At 70.9% G+C, this 19,694-nt stretch carries 11 protein-coding genes; 4 read left to right on the top strand and 7 right to left on the bottom strand.

Going from position 1 to position 19,694, the window contains the following annotated elements; translation table 11 throughout:
• Positions 1-72 precede the first annotated feature (72 nt).
• A complete protein-coding gene (locus ABZ738_RS27760; protein ID WP_236145705.1) occupies positions 73-2,991 on the top strand; it encodes a tetratricopeptide repeat protein in 2,919 nt (972 codons plus the stop codon).
• A 134-nt stretch (positions 2,992-3,125) separates the two neighbouring features.
• On the opposite strand, the gene ABZ738_RS27765 is transcribed toward ABZ738_RS27760, so the two are convergent.
• Positions 3,126-5,855: a PIG-L family deacetylase gene (locus ABZ738_RS27765; protein WP_176093406.1), complete on the bottom strand. Its 2,730-nt coding sequence runs from the start codon at positions 5,853-5,855 to the stop codon at positions 3,126-3,128.
• 492 nt (positions 5,856-6,347) lie between these two features.
• On the opposite strand from ABZ738_RS27765, the gene ABZ738_RS27770 reads away from it, so the two are divergent.
• Both ABZ738_RS27770 and ABZ738_RS27775 read left to right on the top strand, forming a co-directional pair.
• On the top strand, positions 6,348-7,496 hold the full coding sequence (locus tag ABZ738_RS27770) for an ROK family protein (protein ID WP_131052951.1): 1,149 nt from the start codon (positions 6,348-6,350) through the stop codon (positions 7,494-7,496).
• Between the two features lie 311 nt (positions 7,497-7,807).
• Positions 7,808-8,341: a hypothetical protein gene (locus ABZ738_RS27775; protein WP_357217933.1), complete on the top strand. Its 534-nt coding sequence runs from the start codon at positions 7,808-7,810 to the stop codon at positions 8,339-8,341.
• A gap of 259 nt (positions 8,342-8,600) precedes the next feature.
• On the opposite strand, the gene ABZ738_RS27780 is transcribed toward ABZ738_RS27775, so the two are convergent.
• Positions 8,601-9,044 (bottom strand): hypothetical protein, encoded by a 444-nt coding sequence (locus ABZ738_RS27780; protein WP_357217936.1) that lies wholly within the window; start codon positions 9,042-9,044, stop codon positions 8,601-8,603.
• 170 nt (positions 9,045-9,214) lie between these two features.
• Entirely contained in the window at positions 9,215-11,062 is a 1,848-nt protein-coding gene (locus tag ABZ738_RS27785; protein ID WP_357217939.1) for a sigma-70 family RNA polymerase sigma factor, read from the bottom strand.
• A gap of 131 nt (positions 11,063-11,193) precedes the next feature.
• On the opposite strand from ABZ738_RS27785, the gene ABZ738_RS27790 reads away from it, so the two are divergent.
• Entirely contained in the window at positions 11,194-13,707 is a 2,514-nt protein-coding gene (locus ABZ738_RS27790; RefSeq protein ID WP_131052955.1) for a S8/S53 family peptidase, read from the top strand.
• Between the two features lie 211 nt (positions 13,708-13,918).
• On the opposite strand, the gene ABZ738_RS27795 is transcribed toward ABZ738_RS27790, so the two are convergent.
• The 4 genes from ABZ738_RS27795 to ABZ738_RS27810 all read right to left on the bottom strand — a co-directional run bounded on the left by ABZ738_RS27795 (position 13,919) and on the right by ABZ738_RS27810 (position 19,642).
• Entirely contained in the window at positions 13,919-14,890 is a 972-nt protein-coding gene (locus tag ABZ738_RS27795; protein ID WP_357217944.1) for an NAD-dependent epimerase/dehydratase family protein, read from the bottom strand.
• Positions 14,887-17,373: an alpha/beta fold hydrolase gene (locus ABZ738_RS27800; RefSeq protein WP_357217947.1), complete on the bottom strand. Its 2,487-nt coding sequence runs from the start codon at positions 17,371-17,373 to the stop codon at positions 14,887-14,889. The genes ABZ738_RS27795 and ABZ738_RS27800 overlap by 4 nt, the downstream gene beginning before the upstream one ends.
• Positions 17,374-17,459: 86 nt before the next feature.
• Complete coding sequence (locus ABZ738_RS27805) at positions 17,460-18,482, bottom strand: 3-oxoacyl-ACP synthase III (RefSeq protein WP_131051834.1); 1,023 nt, start codon at positions 18,480-18,482, stop codon at positions 17,460-17,462.
• 260 nt (positions 18,483-18,742) lie between these two features.
• A complete protein-coding gene (locus tag ABZ738_RS27810; RefSeq protein WP_357217951.1) occupies positions 18,743-19,642 on the bottom strand; it encodes an SDR family NAD(P)-dependent oxidoreductase in 900 nt (299 codons plus the stop codon).
• Positions 19,643-19,694: the final 52 nt, after the last annotated feature.

Raw genomic sequence — 19,694 nt, forward strand, 5'->3', positions numbered from 1 at the left:
CGATCTATCTGGAATCTTGCTGGATGACGCACGAGAATGAAGACCTCGAGCATTGCTGCGAGGGAGTGCGGATTGCTTGTCATCCAGGTCCTCGGTCCCATCCGGCTCTGGCGCGATGGCACGGAGATCGGCCTCGGTCCGGCCAGCCGTCGCGCCGTGCTCGGTCTGCTCGTGCTCGCGAAGGGCCGCCCGTTGCCGGGTTCGCGCATCGTCGACGTGTTGTGGGGCGCACAGGCGCCCCCCAGCGCCACCAACGTGATCCAGACCCATGTGAAGCATCTACGCCGGCTCCTCGAACCCGACCGGCGAGCCCACCTGCCCAGCACGGTTCTGCCCTTTGTCGGTGGCGGGTACGCGCTGCGACTGGCGACCGGCGCGGTCGATCTCGACCGGTTCCACGACCTGCTGGCCGCCGCAGCGGAAGCGGACCGACACGGCGACAGCCGGAGCGTCGCGGCGCAGCTTGCCGACGCGCTCGACATGTGGCAGGGAGCACCGTTCGCCGATGCGCCCGCGCTCGAAGGGCATCCGATGGTCCGCTCGCTGCTCGACGAACGCCGCGCGGCGGTGGCCCGCTACGCCGACGTGATGCTGGCCCTGGGATCCGGCGACCGGGCCCTGCCGTTGCTGCGTGAGGAAGCGGCGACACACCCGTTGGACGAGGCGGTGCAGGCGCGGCTGATCCTGACGTACCACGCCACCGGTCGGCGTGCCGAGGCGTTGACTGCCTACGACGTCGCGCGCCGGCACCTGGCCGAGGAACTGGGCGTCGGCCCAGGGGCGGACCTCGTCGCGGCCTACCTGCGTGTACTCGATGACGAGGCACCCGTACCGCCGCTGGATTCACCGGCCGGCACAGCCCCCACCGCGCCGCCGGTCAACCAGCTTCCGGCGGAGGCCGCCGGCTTCACCGGACGCGAGGCCGAGCTGTCCGCCTTGGACGAGTTGGTCAGCGACCAGGGCACGGCGATCCGGATCGGCGTGGTCTGCGGCACCGCCGGGGTCGGCAAGACGACCCTGGCGGTGCGGTGGGCACACCGCACACGCGATCGGTTTCCCGATGGGCAACTGCATCTGGACCTGCGTGGCTACGATCCGCGCCGTCCCGTCTCGGCCAGGTCCGCGCTCGGACACCTCTTGGAGTCCCTTGGCGTCCTGGCCGCAGACATCCCGACCGACCTCGACCGCCGGGCCGCCCGGTACCGGGCCGAGACAGCGGGCCGCCGCCTGCTGATCCTGCTCGACAACGCCGCCTCCGTCGACCAGGTCCGGCCCCTGATCCCGGGTACGGGTGCCGCGACGGTCCTCATCACCAGCCGGGACAGCCTCGCCGGACTGGTCGCCCTGCACGGCGCCCGCCGCCTCATGCTGGATCTGCTCTCCTTCCCGGAGGCGCTGAAGCTGCTGCGCTCGCTCGTCGGCGTACGCATCGATCAGGAACCGGAGGCCGCGGCCGCCCTGGCTCGGCAGTGTGCACACCTCCCACTGGCCCTGCGGGTCGCGGCCGAACTCGCGGCGTTCCGGCCCGCAGAGCCGCTCGCCGGGCTGGTGAGCGAGCTCGCCGACCGGCAGCGGCGGCTGCGGCTACTGGATCCGGGTGGTGACGTGCGGGCGGCAGTAAGAGTGGTGTTCTCCTGGTCCTACCGGCAGCTTCCCGCGGAGGCGGCCCGGCTGTTCCGGCACCTCGGACTGCATCCCGGCCCGTCGTTCGACAAGGACGCCGCCTCCGCGCTCGCCGCCATGACGCGCACCGACGCCGCGCTACACCTCGAACTGCTGGCCCGCAAGCACCTCATACGCGCCGAACCGTCCGGCCGTTACGCCATGCACGACCTGCTGCGCGCATACGCCGTCGAGCTGGCCGCCGCCGACGATCCCGGCCGGGCCATCGACCGGCTGCACGCCCACCTGCTCGCCACGACCGCGGCAGCGATGGACCGGCTGCACCCCGCCGACCGGGCACACCGCCCGGCGGTGGATCGCGCGCAGAGCTTTCCCGACGAGGCTGCGGCACGTGCCTGGCTGGACGCGGAACTGCCCGGCCTCGTCGCCACCGCCGCCGCCGGGCTAGAACACGACCGCCCCCAGTTCACGACCGACCTCGCCGCCACGCTCTACCGCCACCTCGAGGGCGGCGGCTACACCCACGCCGAGGCGTTGCACGGCTACGCGCTCGAAGCGGCACAGTACAGCGGCGACCCGGCCCGACACGGCGTGGCGCTGACCAACATCGGTGCCGTACACCGGCTGCTCGGCCGCTACGAACTCGCCGAGACGCACCTGTCCGAGGCTGTCGCGATCCTGAACCGGTGCGGCGACCAACTCGGCGCCGCCCGGGCCCTGTCCAACCTCGGCATCGTCTACGAACGTCTCGGCCGCGACGACGCCGCCGCGCACCAACGGGCCGCGCTCGCCGCCTACCGCCAGGCCGGCGACCGGTACGGCGAAGCATCTACGCTGGTGAACCTCGGCAACGCCAATACCCGCCCGGGCCATCTCGGCGAGGCGTACGACCAACTGCTTCGCGCCACTGCCCTGTTCCGCGAGGCCGGTGCCGCGGTCGGAGCGGCCAGCGCCCTGACGAACCTCGGCGACGTGTGCACCAGCCTCGGGCGGCACGACGAGGCGGCCGGGCATCTGTCGGCGGCACGCGACATCTTCCGCGCGGCCGGACACGCCTACGGCGAAGCCGTCGCGCTCACGAACCTGGGCCGGGTGCACGGCATTCGCGGCGACCACGCGCGGGCCGTCGGCGACCTGACCGTGGCGATCCGCATCCTGCGTTCGATCGGGCATCGCTACGGGGAGGCGAGCGCACTCAACATCCTCGGTGAAGTACTGACGGTCGTGGGCCGTACCACCGAGGCCGTGGCCCGGCACGCCGCCGCGCTGTCGATCGCCACCGCGACCGGCGACCACGACGAACAGGAACACGCACACGAGGGCATCGCCCGCGCCCAGCGGGAGCCGCTACGCACGACAGGCAGGTGATCCAGACTCCGTCCGGGCCGATTCCGAACCATGTGGTAGGCGGCTGTCAGTTCCGGGCGGGTACGCCGATGGGCCGGGCCGCAAGGCCCGGCCCATCGGGGCCGCGCGTCAGATCGACGCGCTGACCTGTCCGGTCAGCTCAGCCGGTGAGCGAGACCGGTGGTGGCGGCGCCGTGCTCGTACGAGACGAGCAGCGACGTACCGGCCGGCAGGCGCCCGCTCAGCGGCAGGACAAGGGTGTGGCTCTTGCTCAGCGTGGCCGTGGTCTGTGCCAGCACCCGCTCCCCGTCCCAGATGAAGACCCGGGCGGTGCCGCGCTGCTTCACCTGGAGGTCCACCGAGACCTTCGAGGAGGTCCGGACGACCTTCTTGATCTTGACCGTGTTGCCCGGTAGTGCCGCGTAACCACCCGGCGCCACTCCGTCCGAGACGGACTGCAGGATCGTCTGCGGTGATTCGACGCTCAGCGCCGCGGTGTCGGGCATGATCGGCGCCTTCGGCGCCGACGGCAGCGCCGGCAGACCCGGCAGGGTCGTGATGCCCCACCGCCACGGGTCGGCCCGCACGCCGCTCCAGGTCGACCAGCCGACCCGGGTCTGCGCGGTCAGGTCCTGCGTGTCCGAGTCGTTCACCAGGATGTTCAGGCCCATCCGCGCCGGGTCGACGGCGTCCGGCAGCACGTCGAACGGCACCTTGACCTCGATCCGGTAGCCGGTGTACGGGTTGCTGGTGACGACAGAGGCGATCTCGAGACCCGGTGCGGTCTCCGGGCCACCCTGGTGGTTGTCCCGCTCCCGGGCGAAGCACGGCGGGTTGCCGTTGGCCGGGTCGTCGGTCGTCGGGAAGAGCGCCACGTTGAACACCGTGGAGGTGTTCGCCGAGTTGCCTCGCGGGTCGATACCGAACTCGATGTTGTCGTTGCGGCGCGGACGCTTGCAGTCCTCGGGAGGCAGGACGGTGCCGAGTACGTCGTCGGTGATGGTGAAGATGGCGTACAGGGCATCGTCGGTGTAGGTGAGCTGCGCGGTGCCGGAGATGTCCTGCGGCGGTGCGTCGGTGCCCTCCCAGCGGGTGGAGATGTCGATGACCTCGCCGGTGTACTCACCCGGTGCGGCCGTGCCGTCGACGGACGGCGCGGTGGTGGCCCTCGGGATCGTGGTGACCGGCACCAGGTTGAACGCCCCCGGCTCGGTGGCGCTGCCACCGTGGTAGCTGGTCTCGATCCGCACCCGGTACGCGCCGTTGTCCGGCGCCCGGTTGGCGGTCGGCAGTGAGGCGTCGGTGTTGGTGACCGTGAAGGTCACCGAACCGCGGGCACCCGGCTGCAGCCCGGTGTACGGCAGTTGCTGCTCCGCCACCGAGAATCCGGCCGGCACGTGCAGCTTGACGGTTCCGGACTGGACCTGGGTGCTGTGGTTGGTCAGGTCGACCCGGACGCTGCGGGTGGCACCACTGGGGATGCTCAGCAGGGACTCGATGAGCGCGTTGAGCTGCTGGTTCTTGTTGCGCAAAGTCCACTCACGGAAATCGGCGATCTCCGGCAGCGGCTCAAGGGTGCCCCGGACCGGAGCGGTCGCCTGCACCCGCGCACTGCTGGTGCCACTGCCGTCCTTGCGGCTGGTCATCGTGGCCTCGATGCGGAACCGCGTACCCACCTCGAGCTGCGCGGGCGGGGTGACCGTGAAGCTCTTCACGACCTGCTTGCGCGGGGTGAGCGTACCGACGTCGCCCTTGCCGCTCACCTTCCAGCCGGCCGGAACCTTCAGGGCGACCTTGGCACCCGGGACGGCCCGCTCGGCGTACAGGACCGTGTCCACGCGGATGGGCTGTCCGGCGAGGACCTCCCAGTTCTGCGGTCGTACGTGGATCTCGGTGCCGAGCGGCAGTCCACCGGGAGCGCGCAGGGTGGCGCCCTGGAGCGCCCCGGTGCCGGCGCCCACGTTGGGGTCCGGATACGGGGTGCGGCTGTCGATCAGGTTCAGCCGGTTGCAGCCGATGCTGGCCGGGTCGGTCGTCGGGAAGGCGCTGTTGCCCCAGCCCTGCGACACGTACTCCCGGCGGGCGAAGGTCTGGACCGTGTTCCACCGCTGGCCGTCGTGACGCGCCGACTCGTAGCCCTGCCAGGTGCCGAAGATGACGTCACTGGACTCGGTCGGCGTGAAGGTGGTCTCGCACGCGGGGCCGCTGCTGCCGGAGCCGCTGCCGCCGGTCTGGAAGATCCGGGAGACCCGCCAGGGCTTGAGCCCTTCCTTGGTGATCTGTTCCGGGAAGGCCTTCGGGTCGGCCGCGGCGTAGAAGGCCTCCACGGCCAGCATGGCGGCCTTCTGGTGGTTGCCGTGGTTGCCCTGGGTCGCGGAGGGGTTCATCGTGAGGATGACCTCGGGCTTGGTGGTGCGCAGGACCCGCACGATCCGGGACAGGGTCTCCTCGTAGCCCCAGACCTCCTCGGTCAGGGGAGCGCTGGCGGTGTACCAGAAGTCGAGCGCGTCCAGGTTGTAGATGTGGTCGATACCGGACCAGGCCACCGCCCGCCGCTCCTCGGCCTCCCGGAGGATGCCGAGTGCAGGGCCTTCCTCGAGGCCGACGGCATTCCCGCCGCCCTCACCGCGGGTGGTGGTGATGACGCCGGCCTTCATTCCCTGGTACTCGTTCCAGTACCCGAGCATGCCGAGTTGGCTGGCCTCGTCGTCGGGGTGCGCGCCGATGAACATGATGTCCAGGTCGACCGGCTTGTCGGACTTCTTGGACGGGCTCTTCGAAGTGGACTTGGGCGATGAGCCCTCGGGGTGGGCCTGAACCGGACTGGCCAGGCCCAGCGACAGCAGACCGCACATGGCGATCGTCGCTGTGGTGCGCCATCTCATGGGCATACCTCTCGTGGGGACGAGTGCTGCGTCTAGGGCGGCTACCGGCGGGCCGAAGGTCGACAGACGCGTGACTCGCGCCGGGCATCGATCGCGGACAGGTGTCCGCTGGAGACCGGGAACGGTCTCCGTGCGTCGTGGTTGCTAGACGGTGGTGGTGCGCGTGCCGTCGCAGACTGGGCGGTACGCGCGATGGGGGATAGCGGCTGGTCAACGTAGAGGTGATCAACCGGAAGGCCTTCGGGCGGTAACGCTAGGGATGCGTCAGATACATAGTCAAGAGTTTCCGACGACTTTCTTCCTTCTCTGAAGAAACGATTGCGCTGAGGACGGCACCTGCGGCGGTCCCGCCACCCGAATCGATAAGAAAGGTTTGCCCGGCTTGGAGCCTTTTGGTAGCTGGGGTCGATGTCCGATGCGCCGGCCGGACTGACGTGCGTCGAGATAATTCCGTTACTTGACGCCGTCTTTTCTTCTCAGTAGGAAGGAAGCGTGTCCAAGCAAGCGCCGACCAGTCCGGTCAGTCGCGAACGCTCCCGGGAGATCAAACGCCTCTCGGTGATCGTGGCCGCCCGGCAGGCGCGGCTGCTGTCCCGAGTGGACCTGACCGAGACGACCGGCCTCCCCGCAGCCACCGTGACCGCACTCGTGCGGGAACTCATCGCCGAGGGCTACCTCATCGAACGGGGACCGGGTGCTGCCACCACCGGGCGACCCCGGGAGATGCTCGAGTTCAACCCACGCGCCGAACTCGTCGCCGCGGTCTCACTCGAGCCTCCGCGGATCAGCTGCGAGATCGCCGACAGCGAAGGCGTCCTCATCGCGCACCGCACCGCGCGGCTCGGTGACGACGTGGTCGACACCATCTGCACGTTCGTCCTCGAACTGGTCGGCAGCAACCTGCCGGCGCTGCGTGGGGTCGCGATCGCCGTGCCCGGGGTCTCCACGAACGGTGCGGTACGACTCGCACCGTCGGTGGGACTGGTCGATGCGTGGCCGATCGGCGAGTCGGTGCAGCGGCGGCTCGGCGTACCCGTCGTCGTCGACAACGACGTCAACCTCATGGCTGCCGGCGAGTGCGTCGCCGGCGCCGGGGCGGACGTCACGGACCTGCTCCTGATCCACGTGGCCGACGGCATCGGCGCGGGACTCGTCCTCGACGGCAAGGTCCGCCGGGGCGCCAGCGGCGCGGCGGGCGAGGTCGGCTTCCTACCCCTGGACAGCGCACCGAGACGCAGCAACCGCGGTGTCGGCGAGTTCGAGGCCCGGTGGTCGGCGAACGCCATCGCGGAACGGGTGGTCGCCCTGCATCCGGGACGCCGACCCGAGTCGCCGGTACGGGAACTGATCCAGCTGGCCGCCGCGTCCGCACCGGCCCGCGACTATCTCGACGAGGTCCTCGACGCCTGGGCCAGGCTCATCCTCTCCTGCGCCTGTGTGGTCGATCCGGGACTGGTGCTGCTCAGCGGTGCCGCCGCCGAGCTTGACGACGCGCGCCTCGCCCAGATACAGAGCCTCGTCTGCGCCGGGACTCCGGCTCCCACCCAGGTACGCCGAGCCACCCTCGGCGACCAGGCGGTGCTGCATGGAGCGATCAGCTACGCGCTGTCGGCCACCTTCCCCCTGCCGCTGCTGCCCTGACCGGGAGCCTTCACCACCCTCGAAGTCGGAACGACGCTGGTGGTCCGTGCCGCACAGATCGCGACGGCCTCCCTCGCGTTCGCGGGAGAAGATCCTGCGCGGTTCGAGGTCATGGTCGCAGCGGGCACCGACAGGTACGCCCACCCGGAGTTGCTCGAACAGACGGTCTACGCCTACGTCTCGCCTGGTGGCGATCCTGAGTCGGTGTCGTTGTGCGACGAGTATTGCCGGGGCCAGCCGTTCCCTGCCGGGCACGGATCCTCCCGATGCGGGTGCGTCGGATGTCGTCGGGTTGGGCTATCCTCGCCCGCGTGGATGATGGCATCTGGGACCAGGACTCCGACGCTTCCCTGGTTATCCGTACCGACTTCTCCCGTTCGCAGGAATGGGAAGAGATTCAGGTAGCGATCGCTGAACCGCAGACGAAGGAAGGGTTCACGGCGTTCGTTGCATTCGTCGATGACCGCGCCTTCGAGAACATCACGCCGCCGCAACTGGTGGAGATGGTGCCCGCAGACAGCGATCACGCCGTCGCTTTCCTCGTCGACGAAGAGACGCTCACCCACCCGGACCGCCCGATCCTGGTGGTGAACCTCGACGACGAAGATGACGAAGACGACGAGGACGAAGACGACGAGGACGAAGACGACGAGGACGAAGACGACGAGGACGAAGACGACGAGGACGACGACGAACAGGGCCAGGGGCCTCAGTACTCTGCCACGTTCCGAGTCGTGCCGTCAGAGATGTGGTCGGTGCAGAACAATCTCACGATCGCGAACATGGACTGGGAGGATTTCGCCGAGAACGTCGACGGCGACGGCATCTTCCGCGGCTTCAAGTAGCACCCCACTATGGTGCGCGCCAGGGTAATACGGCCCACGCTTGAGGTCAGCGACTGCGAGAGGCGGGCAGCCGCCACATAGCTGACGTCCGAGGAATTGAACGCGAAGATGAACGTGTCGATCGGGGAGCGGGCACTCTCTTCCTGCATGCCCCAGTAATACCGGCCGTTTCACGTGCGCTTGTCCCTGGCCGCCTTCCGACCATGGTGAACCACCCTGGTCACAGCACTACTAGCCGCACCCGGACAAAGGCGTCGGGTCAGGTCCGCTTGCGGCTCGCGATCTCGTCAGCGAGCTGCTGCACGCGGGCGGGGTCCGCGTCCCTGGCAAGGGCGACGTAGTGGTCCATGACGGCCGGCCGGTAGCGCACGGGCAACGTCTGTCCTGGGGAGAGTCGGGTGAGCTCGGTGATCGTGAGGTCTTCGTCTGCGATGCCGCGAAACGAGGTGCCGTCGGCGGTCTCCACGTCGAACATCAGGACCACGCGTGGACTGCCATCGTTGCTTACCTCTCGCCAATCGACGAGAACGCCGAGCGCAAGCGTCCCCGTACGCAGTTCCGCATTGCGCTTCTGTGCATCTCTGCTGAGGAGCGGGTTCGGCGCGATGCCCGGGAAGTCGGGTCCGACGCCGAGCGATTCCCGACTCAGGTCGGGCCTGAGCTGCGCCACCAGGTCGTTGAGCTTGTTCCTCCAACCGAACATCCTGACACCTTTCTCACGCCGGTGCCGGAATCTCGGCCTGGCGCTTCGTCCTCACCGCGATCATAGGTCGCTGGTCATTAGGGGCACCCGCCGCCAGGTGGGTGCCCCCAGGATCGGTAGGGGAGCGGCCGGAGGCCACCCTTCGGGCGACCGGTGCCGGGCGCGGCCGGTCAGCCCGGCCGGATACAGGGATCGGCGACCGTGGTGGCCGAGGTCCGCGCGGCCTGGCCGTCCACACCGGTTGCTTGTACCCACCACGTCACCGTCGCCGTCCGGAGCCGCTGCACTGTGGCCCGCGCCGAGCTTCCCTGTCCGGTCATGGCCCGACTCGCCGTACGGCCACCCGCCGGTCTCCAGTACACCTGCGCCGCCTCGACTGTGGTGCTGCCGGTGGCCTGGACGACCAGGTTGTAGCTGTCCGCGCCGCAGCGCACGTGCGCGTCGGCCGAGACAGTGAACGGCGCGACCAACCGCGCCGTGGCCGAGGGTCGGGGCGCCGCCGGGCGTGGGGTGCTCGGCCGGACCGGACTCGGCCGCGCCGTGGTCGGCCGTACTGTGGTCGGCCGGAGCGCTGTCGGGCCTGCGGTGGGCGGGGTGGTCGGTGTGGGCGGTGGTTCCGCACCGACGGTCCCACCGTCCTGCCGGGGCGCAGGTGCCCCACCGGAGACGCCGTCGGTGTCGTCCCCTCGCCGGCCCGCCGGGTTCGCCGCCCCGGCAGGCCCCGTCGGCCCGTCGGCCGGTACGCCGGCGACAGTCACCCGGTCGCCGATGAGCGGCCCGGGCGTGAGCGCCCAGACACCGGCGCCGACCAGGAGCGCCCCCAGGAGGGCGGTCGCGGCCACCCGACGTCGCCGACGCGACCTCGCGGACGCCTGACGACCGGAAGACCCTGCGGTACGCGCACCCCCGCCTCGGGTCGGCCCGCCGCGACGGGCCGTCGGCTGGTCCGCCTCGGCAGCGGTGTCGTCGCCCGCCTCCACGCCGTGCCCCGCCCCACCGGCAGACTCCCCGGTCCGCACCGCCACCTTCCCCGACGAGGAGCCCTCCGCCGCGTCACCGGAGCCGTCCCCTGACGGACCCTCAGGGGAGACACTTTCCGACGGGTCGCCGGACGAACCGCCCCCCGACGAACCCTCCGGGGAGACGCTCTCCGACGGGTCGCCGGACGAACCGGCGCGCACCGGATCGCCCTCCGAGACGTCCTGCACCGGGTCCCCGGACGAGACCGCATCGGTGGCAGTCTCGGAGGTGGTCGGGTCCGGCCACGACGCGTCAGCGGCGACGAGGAACGCCGGTGCCGTGTAGGCCGACAGCAACGCCGCCGGACTCAGCTGGTCCCGCCGGAGCAGTCCGCACCGCCCACAGTCGTCGACGTGCCGGGCGACCCGTTTCCGCAGGGTCGGGGTGAATCGGCCCTGCCAACCCGCCACCAGGTCCGCCAGCGCCGGACAGTCCCGGGCACCGCCGCGCGCCACGAGCAGAGCGCCGAGCGCCCGCTCCAACTGAGAGCGTGCCCGAGACAGACGGGCGTGGGCGTGGTTGGCGGGCAAACCGAGGGCCGCGCCGATGTCGGCGGACGACAGATCGTGGCGGATCGCCAGGTGGACCACCTCGCGGTCACCGGGGCTGAGGGACGCCGCAGCGGCGTGGACGAGAGCGCGCACCTGGTCGGCATTGACACCCACCCCCGGGTCCGGCAGGTCAGCGACCGGGTCGTCGGTCTCTCCCCACGGCCTGGAACGGGCCCCCTCGCGAAGGTACCGCAGGCACTCGTTACGCACGATCGCGTACAGCCAGGGACGAAGACGGTCAGGATCGCGCAGTTGATCCATGCGCCGGCCGGCGACGAGGAACGCGTCATGAAGGGCGTCGGCGGCGGCCTCCGGCTCGTGCACCATCGCCCGGGCGTACGTGTGCAGCCGGTCGGCGTAGCGCCGGTACACGCCCTCCAGCCCGGCCGGGTCACCCCGGCGTACCGCCTCGACCAGGCTCCTGTCGTCCTGAGCCGCCGTATCCATCCCTGCTCCCGCCCCCCCGTCGACGGTTCCATTAGAGCGAAGCGGAAAAACTTCTGGACTTTTCTGTTGGCATCCCGACCCTCGGCTGCTCCCACCGGTGTCACCGCATCACCGACATCGAGGAGACACCGATGACACCGACACGTCCCGTCCACCGGCGGGCACCCGTCCGCCGCCTGCTGACCGCCGCCGTGGTGGCCACACTCGCCGGTGGGCTCGTCACGTCCACCCCGCTGGACGCCGTCGCCGCGCCCACCCCCGGCGGCCCGGCCACGGCCTCCGGCACCACCGTGGCGCAGCCGCTGGCCTTCCGGGTCGACCCGGCACTGTCCGCACCCCGGCTACCGATCGACCCGGTGGGTCGGCTCGGAACCGACCGGGAGCTCGGGGTGGTGGCGGGGCCGAGCGGGTCCCCCGCCGGGCTGGTCCTCGACGAGGTGATGGTGCGGGTCGCCGACCAGGCCGAGTTGGACGCCTTCCTGACGCGCTGGGGCGGACAGGTCCTCGACTCGTTCGCCCCGGACGACCAGGGGCAGGACCACCTGGTCCGGGTGGACGCCGACCGGGCCGACCCGGCCGGGCTGGTCGGTGACCTGCTCGCCGCCGAGCCCCGACAGTCCGGCGAGTACCGGGTCGGTGACGAGCGGGCACTGCGGCTGCTCGCCCTGGCCGCAGCCGAGTGGCGAGTCGGCACCGAACTCGTCCTCGACTGGCTGGTGGAGCCGACCGGCATCACCGACGGCGAGGTCTTCGAGGCGCCCGACTTCGCGCACAACGTCTTCGACTGGTCGTTCATGCGGGCCGGGGGTGCGATGGACACCGGCGTCGCGCCCGCCTGGCAGCTCCTCCAGTCCAAAGGTCGGCTGACCAAGCAGGTGAAGTACCTGGTGCTCGACGGTGGGTTCACCCACAACCCCGACTTCCCGGACAAGGTGTCGCTGCACACGGTGGAGTGGGGCAAGGCCAACACCAACGACTGCACCGGCGGTACGCCCTGCCCGTGGCACGGCACCGACGTCGTCCTCGCCGGCATGGGCCGGGTCGACAACGACTACGGCACCGCCGGACCGGCCGGACCCGTGGTCAAGGAACTCGTCGCGGTTCGCAACGGCATCGACTACTGGACGGTGCTGCGCCGGCTGGAGAAGGTCGCCGAGGCGACCCACCCGGACGTGGTCAATCTCAGCTTCACCCGCGACGTCGACCTCGGCAAGTCCCACGCGCGTACCTGGACCGACCGGCGGATGAAGAACGTGCGGGACACCGGCGCGTTGATCGTCGCCGCCGCCGGGAACAACGGTGTGGACGTCGACGCCGACACCCTCTACGTACCCTGCGAGAGCACCCACGTGATGTGTGTGGGCGGTATGCGGGACACCGCAGCGGTGGCGGGCGGGTCGAACTACGGCACCAGCGACCACACCCGCTCGGTCGAGATCTACGGTCCGATGTGCGTCAGGGGTCTCGCCGACCCCGGGAAGCCGGGGAACAACACGACCCGCGCGAACGCCTGCGGCACCAGCGTCGCCGCACCGTTCGTGGGTGGGGTCGCCGCCCTGGTGCTGGCCGCCGATCCCACCCTCACCGCCACCGAGGTCCGGGACATTCTCAACGACACCGCGCACGTCGGTGGACTGGGCGCCAAGGTGACCGGCAGCCAACGCCGGATCGACGCCCTGGGCGCGGTCGCCGAAGCGCTGGGAGTGAAGGTCGGCAAGCCGACGGTGACCATCAGCACCCCGAAGACGGGTCAGCAGTTCGGGGTGGGGCAGACGGTGGACCTGTGGGGCTCGGCAACCGACTTCCTCGGCAAGGAGATCCCACTGACCTGGACCAGCAGCATCGACGGCCTGCTGGCCCAGGGGTCGCAGACCTTCGCGACGCTGTCGGCCGGTACCCACGTCGTCACCGCCACCGCCACCGACAGCCTGGGCCGCACCGGCTCCGCCGCGGTGACCGTCACGGTGGTGGACAGCCCGACGACGGTGGCGGTCATCTCGCCGCCGGTGGGATCGACCCTTCCCGCCGGGCAGTCGGTCGGTCTGGTCGGCACCTCTCACGACCCCGACGAGCCCGGGTCGGTACCCGACTCGCAGGTGTCGTGGACGGTGCGGCGCGGCAACACCGTGGTGTTCCAGAAGAACGGCCACCAGGCACTCCTGCCGGCGGCCACGGTCACACCGGGCTCGTACACGGCGACCTTCACGGCGGACGGCGTCAGCGCCCACCGCGCCTTCGCAGTCGTGGCGGCACCGGCCGGGAAGACCACGCCGACGGCCACGATCACCGCCCCGGCACAGGCCCTGACGCTGACCACTGACGACGGCACTCCCCGGACGGTCGCCTTCGCCGGTACCGGCACCGACGCCGAGGACGGGGCGATCAGCGGGATGCGTCTGCGGTGGACCGCGTACGGCGACGGGGGTGTCAAGAAGGTGCTCTGCCAGGGCAGCGCCGTGCCCACCGGCGGCCCGGTCGACGACGTGGTGCTGCCGAAGAGCTGCTCCGGTCTCACCGCCCCGCTGGGCCTGTTGGACAGCGGGACCACGGTCACCACCTGGGTGGTGTGGCTGGAGGTGTTCGACTCCTCGGGTCTGGTCGGGGTGGACTCCGTGCCGATCCGAATCGAGTCGGTCACTCCCTGACCCCGGCTGCGATACCACCTGCTCCCGGTGGCGTGTCCCGTGTCGCTCCGGCGGCGCGGGACACGCCCGCTACGGCCCGGGGGAGGCAGGGCGTGGACATCTACCGGCGCGCACAGTCCACCGGTAGGGAACTGCATCGTCGTCAGCCGCCGTTGTCGACCCGGCCAAAGTGATGCACCCAGGGCCCGTCGGTGGCCACGAGCGCGGGAACCTACCGGTACGCCGCAGCCAGCCGAACGAAGCCCTCATCCAGCGTCACCTGTGGTGACCAGCGCAGTGCCTCTCGGGTCCGGCTCTGGTCGAACCAGTGTGCGGTGGACAACTGCTCGGCCAGAAACCGGGTCATGGGCGGCTCGTCGGTGCGCCCCAGGGCCGACCACAGCCGCTCCACTGCGGTGCCGCCGGCCTTCGCTGCGGCCACCGGCACCCGAAGTCTCGGTGGCGCCGTCCCGGCGGCGACACAGATACGCTCGATGAGTTCGTACACCGTCCGTGGCTCGCCGTTGGTGACCACAAAGGCCTTCCCGTGTACGTCCGCCTCGGGCACCCGGTCGAGCGCGGCGACGAGGGCGTCGACGGCGTTGTCCACGTACGTGGTGTCGATCATCGCGGTTCCCTGGCCGACCAGTGCCAACCGGCCGGCCTGGGCCCGCGCGACGATGCGCCCCACCAACTGGGTGTCACCCGGTCCCCAGACCAGGTGGGGGCGGATCGCCACCACGGCGAAGTCGGGCGAGTCGGCGGCCAGCGCGAGCAACTCCGCCGAGGCCTTGCTGCGGGCGTAGTGTCCCCGGGCCCGCTCGGGGTCGGCGGCGCCGGCGTCGACGCCGACCAGACCGGTGCCATGGTGAGCGACCGACGGCGAGGACACGTGCACGAATCGGGTCACCCCGGCTGCCCGGGCGGCGGCGAGCACGGTGGCCGTACCGCCGATGTTGATGTGCTCGAACTGTCGCCACGGGCCGGTCATCGACACCTTCGCGGCCAGGTGGACGACGGCGTCGACCCCCTCCGCAGCCGCCCGTACGGCTTCCGGATCGGTGATGTCGCCGCGGCGCTCGTCGACCCCGACCAGGCCGCTGGGCCGACGTTGCAGGACGCGGACCTCGTCGCCCCGCATCCGCAACGCGGTGGCAGTGGCGCCGCCGAGCATGCCACTGGCACCGGTGACCAGGACTCTCACAGTCCGCTCATCCTCCCGCCGGCGAGCACACGTTCCGCCCAGTCCCGTAGCCGCGTGCGGTCGATCTTCGAGTTGTGGCGGATGTCGGTGGGCAGGGACGGGACCACCAACACGGCCGCGACCGGCGGCACGGCCGCGGCGCGTACCGCGTCGGTCAGTTCCCGGCTCGCCAGCCGCGCATGGCGGGTTGCGGGCAGGGTCTCGGCGACGACCACGACCTTCGCCACCCCGGGCGGCCCCACACCGACCACTGCGGCGCGCGCGATCTGCGGCACCGATTCGACCTGCTGCTCGATCCCGACCGGGGCGAGCACGCCGTCGGAGGTGAGCAGGATGTGGGCCAGCCGACCCTGCACCCACAGCCGGCCTTCGGGATCCAGGTAGCCCACGTCGCCGGTGCGGTGCCACCCGGGATTGCGGGAACTGTCCCGTTCGGTCAGCCAGAGCCCGTCGTACCGATCCTTCACATGCCCGGCCCTGACCAGGATCTCGCCCGTCAGCCCAGGAGCACCACCAGGGTGCTCGGACGGCGTACCGGTCGAGTCCAGCGCAGCGATCGCCACCTCGACGCCCGGCAGCGGCCGGCCGACGCACACACCGTCACCCGGCTCGGCCTCGACGATCTCGTCGAGGGTGATGTCGGTGACCGGGAGGACCTCGGTCATCCCGTAGGGGGTGTGCGGCTGCGCCTTGGGCATCAAGGCCCGCGTCTGGGTCAGCAGCGCGGCGGGCACCGGCGCACCCGCGCTCAGCAGCAATGTCACGTTCTCCAACGCGGTGCGCTGGCGATCGTCCACCCCGTCGCCGGTGTCGACCACGTTGCGCAGCGCGGCCGGTGACGCGAACACCGCCGAGGCGTCGACTGCGGCCACCGCCTCGGCGAGCGCGGCGGCGGTCAACGTCCGTGGGGCGGTGACCCGCATGTCCGGGATCGCCGACGAAGCGCCGAGAGCCGGTCCGAAGAGTGCGAACGGCGCGAAGGCCGCCACGATTCCGGCGTCGGCGTTCACTCCGAGGCCGAACAGCGCGTCACGCATCGCGGCGAGTTGGCGATGGGTGTAGACCACACCCTTCGCCGGCCCAGTCGAACCGGACGTGAACAGCACGGCCGCGTCGTCGTCCGGCTCTGGCGCGGCCGGAAGGTCCCGGACGTCGGCACCGAGACGGGCGAGCTTGCCCAGGGTGAGCGCGCCCATCACGGCGGCGCCAGGTCCGGCCCCGAGGGGTCTTCCGGGCCAACGCAGGGCGCGGGCGAGGGCGAGCCCGGGGCCGACGGCGACGAGGTGCGCGGGGTCGGCGCTGCGCAGCGCCCGGCTCATGCCGCCCAGTCCCAGCCCGGGATCGGCTACCACGATCACCGCACCGATGCGAAGGCACGCGTAGACGGCGGCGGTCAGATCGGCGCCGGGCGGTACGAGCAGTGCCACCCGATCGCCGCGACGCACGCCGGAGGCCGACAACCCGGCCCCGATCTCCCGAATGCGTCGCCACAACAATGACCAGCTGATCTGCCGACCGTTCTTCGCCAGCTCCACCAGAGCGACCGACCGGTCCTCGGCACGCTCCGCCAACGCCGCCCACAGTGGACGCCACGGCACCGCCGGTTCCGGCGACGCGATCGGCTCGGCGGGCCGGTGGTCCAGGTCGACCAGCCACTGGGCGACCGCACCGGCGACGTCAGCGTCCTCGGCGAGCAGGTGACCCGCGCCTTCGAACCGGTGCAACTGGGCATGCGGTAGCCGGCTTCGCAGGTCACGCAGGTGCACCTCGCCGAAGACCGGGTCGCGTGGCCCCCACAGCAGCAGCGTCGGTATCCCTGCCAGCGTGTCCAGACGCTGCGCGACCTCTTGCAGCGCCTGCCAGCTCGGATGTTCAGGCCCGAGCGGGATGTCCGCGACGAAGCCGCCGATCGCCGCCCGTCGCTCCACACCGCGGTACGGAGCGAGATAACCCGCTCGGACAGGCTCCGGCAGCCACGGGTTCGCCAATGCGAGGGTGGCCTGCAGGAACGTCTGCGTCCGCACGGTCACCGCCGGCAACACGCCGGGCAGCCGGGCCAGGCGAATCAGGGCGGGCGCCGGCGACCCACTCGGCTGGTGCACCGCGGTGTTGGTCAGCACGACACCACGTAGCTGATCCCGGTGACGCAGCGCCCAACCCAACGAGATGGACCCACCCCAGTCGTGCCCGACGGTGACGACCGGCCCGGTGATACCGAGCGCGTCGGTGACCGTGGTGAGGTCGTCGATCCGTTGCGCCAGCCCGCGTACGGTGCCAGTGCGCTCCGAGAATCCCATGTCCAGGTGGTCCACGGCGACCACCCGCCACCGCGGTGCGTCAGCCCGTTGGAACCGGGCCAGCAGGTGCCGCCACAGGTACGACCAGGTGGGATTGCCGTGCACGCACAGCAGCGTTCCCACGGGTTGGATCGCGCTGTCCGAGTCGGCAGCGGCGGTGTCCAGGACATGCCAGGTGCGCTGCACGCCTTGACTGTCCGTTGCCGTGACCCACCGGGACCAGGCACTGTCCAGACCGGGCAAACCGAGCGGCGGCCCTTCCTGCCGGCTGCTCACCACACGATCTCCAGGGCGCACGTGTTCAGGCCCGAGCCGACCCCCATGCACAGCACCCGGTCACCGGAGTGGAGTGATCCCGCGTGGTGGGCCAAGGTCATCGGTAGCGATGCCGGGCCGACGTTGCCCCACAGCGGGAACGTCGCCGGGACCCGCCGAGGGTCGAGGCCGAGCCGCCTGACGACGCCACGCGTGTGGGCCGCCGAGACCTGATGCATGACGTAGAGGTCCATGTCCTGCCAACCCCACGACCGCGCATCCGCCCAGGTTGCCTCCGCGAGCTCCACACCCGCGTCGAGGAGACCCTTCGCATCGGTACGCATCCGCGTGTTGTCCCCGACGCACAGCTCGTGATGCTGGGTGGCCGCCCTGCTCACACCGCCGATCAGCCGATGCTCCTGGTGATGGCTGCCGGCGGCGCCCAACACCATCGCGGCCGCGCCGGAGCCGAGGGTCAACGTGGCGAACTGCTCCCGGACGTCGTCGCGGGTGGAGTCGGATCGACGTAACCGCTCGATGGTCACCTGCTGGGCCTCGCGGGAGCTTTCGCCCGCCACGATCAGCGCGTACCGGATCTGCCCGGCGTCGATCATGTTGGCCGCGACCTGGATCCCGTTGACGAATCCGAGGCAGGCGTTGGCGATGTCGAAGTTCAAGGCCGACGGCGGCAGGTCCAGAGCGTGGTGGATCGCGACCGCGGTCGAGGGCTCCAGATGCGCGCGGGACACCGACGTGTTGATCAACAGGCCGACGTCACGCGCGTCGACACCGGCTTCCGACAGTGCCTTGGCGCCGGCCGTCGCCGCCGCCTCGGCGAATCCGAAGCCCTCCGGCCACCACCGTCGTTCCTGAACTCCGGCGATCCGCTGAAGCATCCCTGGGCGCAGTCTCAGCCGCCGGAAGGTCTCGCTCAGCTGCTCGTCGAACTGATCAGAGGTGACGATGACCGGCGCCTCCAAAGCCGTAACCGACAGTATCGCCGTGTTCGCGTAGCGATACTCAGCGTTGCCATGCGTCATCCAGCCTCCGCCCGTCGCCCACCCTGAGGGCTCGAAGCTATCCACTCGGCCCCCCGCGCACCAACGGTCAGTCGGCATCGCGGCGAACGTCACTCGCCCGCGCACGCCCGTCGACAGGACGCGGCCCGCCAGTTCACCTGCGGGCGGCGACATCGACCCGCAGGTGCACATGCTGCACCCGGCCATTATGTCGGGCGGGCTTGTCTCGCCCGCGGCTCTGTCTCGCATTCGGCGGTGACGAGGGGGCCGGTTGGCCTGCTCTATAAGGTGACCGGCAGCCCGACCAGTTCGGCGCTGTCTCGCCACAGGCGATCCCGTACGTCGTCGCGGCGGGCCAGCTCGGATGGGGAGGTCCAGGTGAGCTGCCCTCGCACGAGCCGTGCGTAGTAGGCGCCGATGGGCGGCACCGTGCGGCCCGAGGCGATGTCGGCCAGCGCGCCGCCGGCCGCCGCGACGGTGTTGAATCGGGGCATCAGTGCCCGCAACGGGGTGCCGAAGCGCCAGATGAGGCGGACCGGGGGCGGGGTGTTGCGCAGGAGGCCCGTGCCCGGGGTCGGGCCCGGGTCGAGCGCGACGATCCGCAGCCGTGACGCCTCCGGCTGGGCGGCGAGGCCCCGGACGGTGAGGATGTTGCAGAGCTTGGACGAGGCGTAGGCCCGGCCGCCCGCCACGCGGGCCTGCTCGTCGCGTTGTGGATCCCGTTCCGGGTTGGCCAGCAGCCGGGCGTCGGCGTGGTGGGGCGGGGTGCTGCTCAGCATGGTCCTGACAGCCGGGTCGTGCGTGCCGCTGGTGGTCAGCGCGACAACGGCACCAGATGCGAGCTGGGGCAGCAGTAGCCGTAGCAGGAGGTAGTGGGCGAGGTGGTTGACGGCGAAGGTCGTCTCGAAGCCGTCCACCGTGCGCTCGTCGCCGGAGGTCAGGCTGACACCCGCGTTGAGCACGAGCGCGTCGACTTCCGTCGACCCGAGCCGGTCCCGCACCGCGGCGGCGAAGGAGCGGACGCTGTCGAGCCGGGCCAGGTCCAGCGGGTACGTCTCGACGCCCGCCGTCCCGGCGCCCCGCGCGCCGAGCAACAGCCTGGTGCCGGGGGACTTCGTCAGCTGCCCCAGGGCGTACGCACCGAGGCCGGACGTGCCTCCGGTCATCAGAATGATCTTCATGGTGCTGCTCCAGTCGGGTGGTCGGACGGGCAGGGAGCTTGCGAGACGAGGC

The organism is Micromonospora sp. NPDC047793 (assembly GCF_040642635.1).
In the GTDB taxonomy this organism is placed as follows: domain Bacteria; phylum Actinomycetota; class Actinomycetes; order Mycobacteriales; family Micromonosporaceae; genus Micromonospora.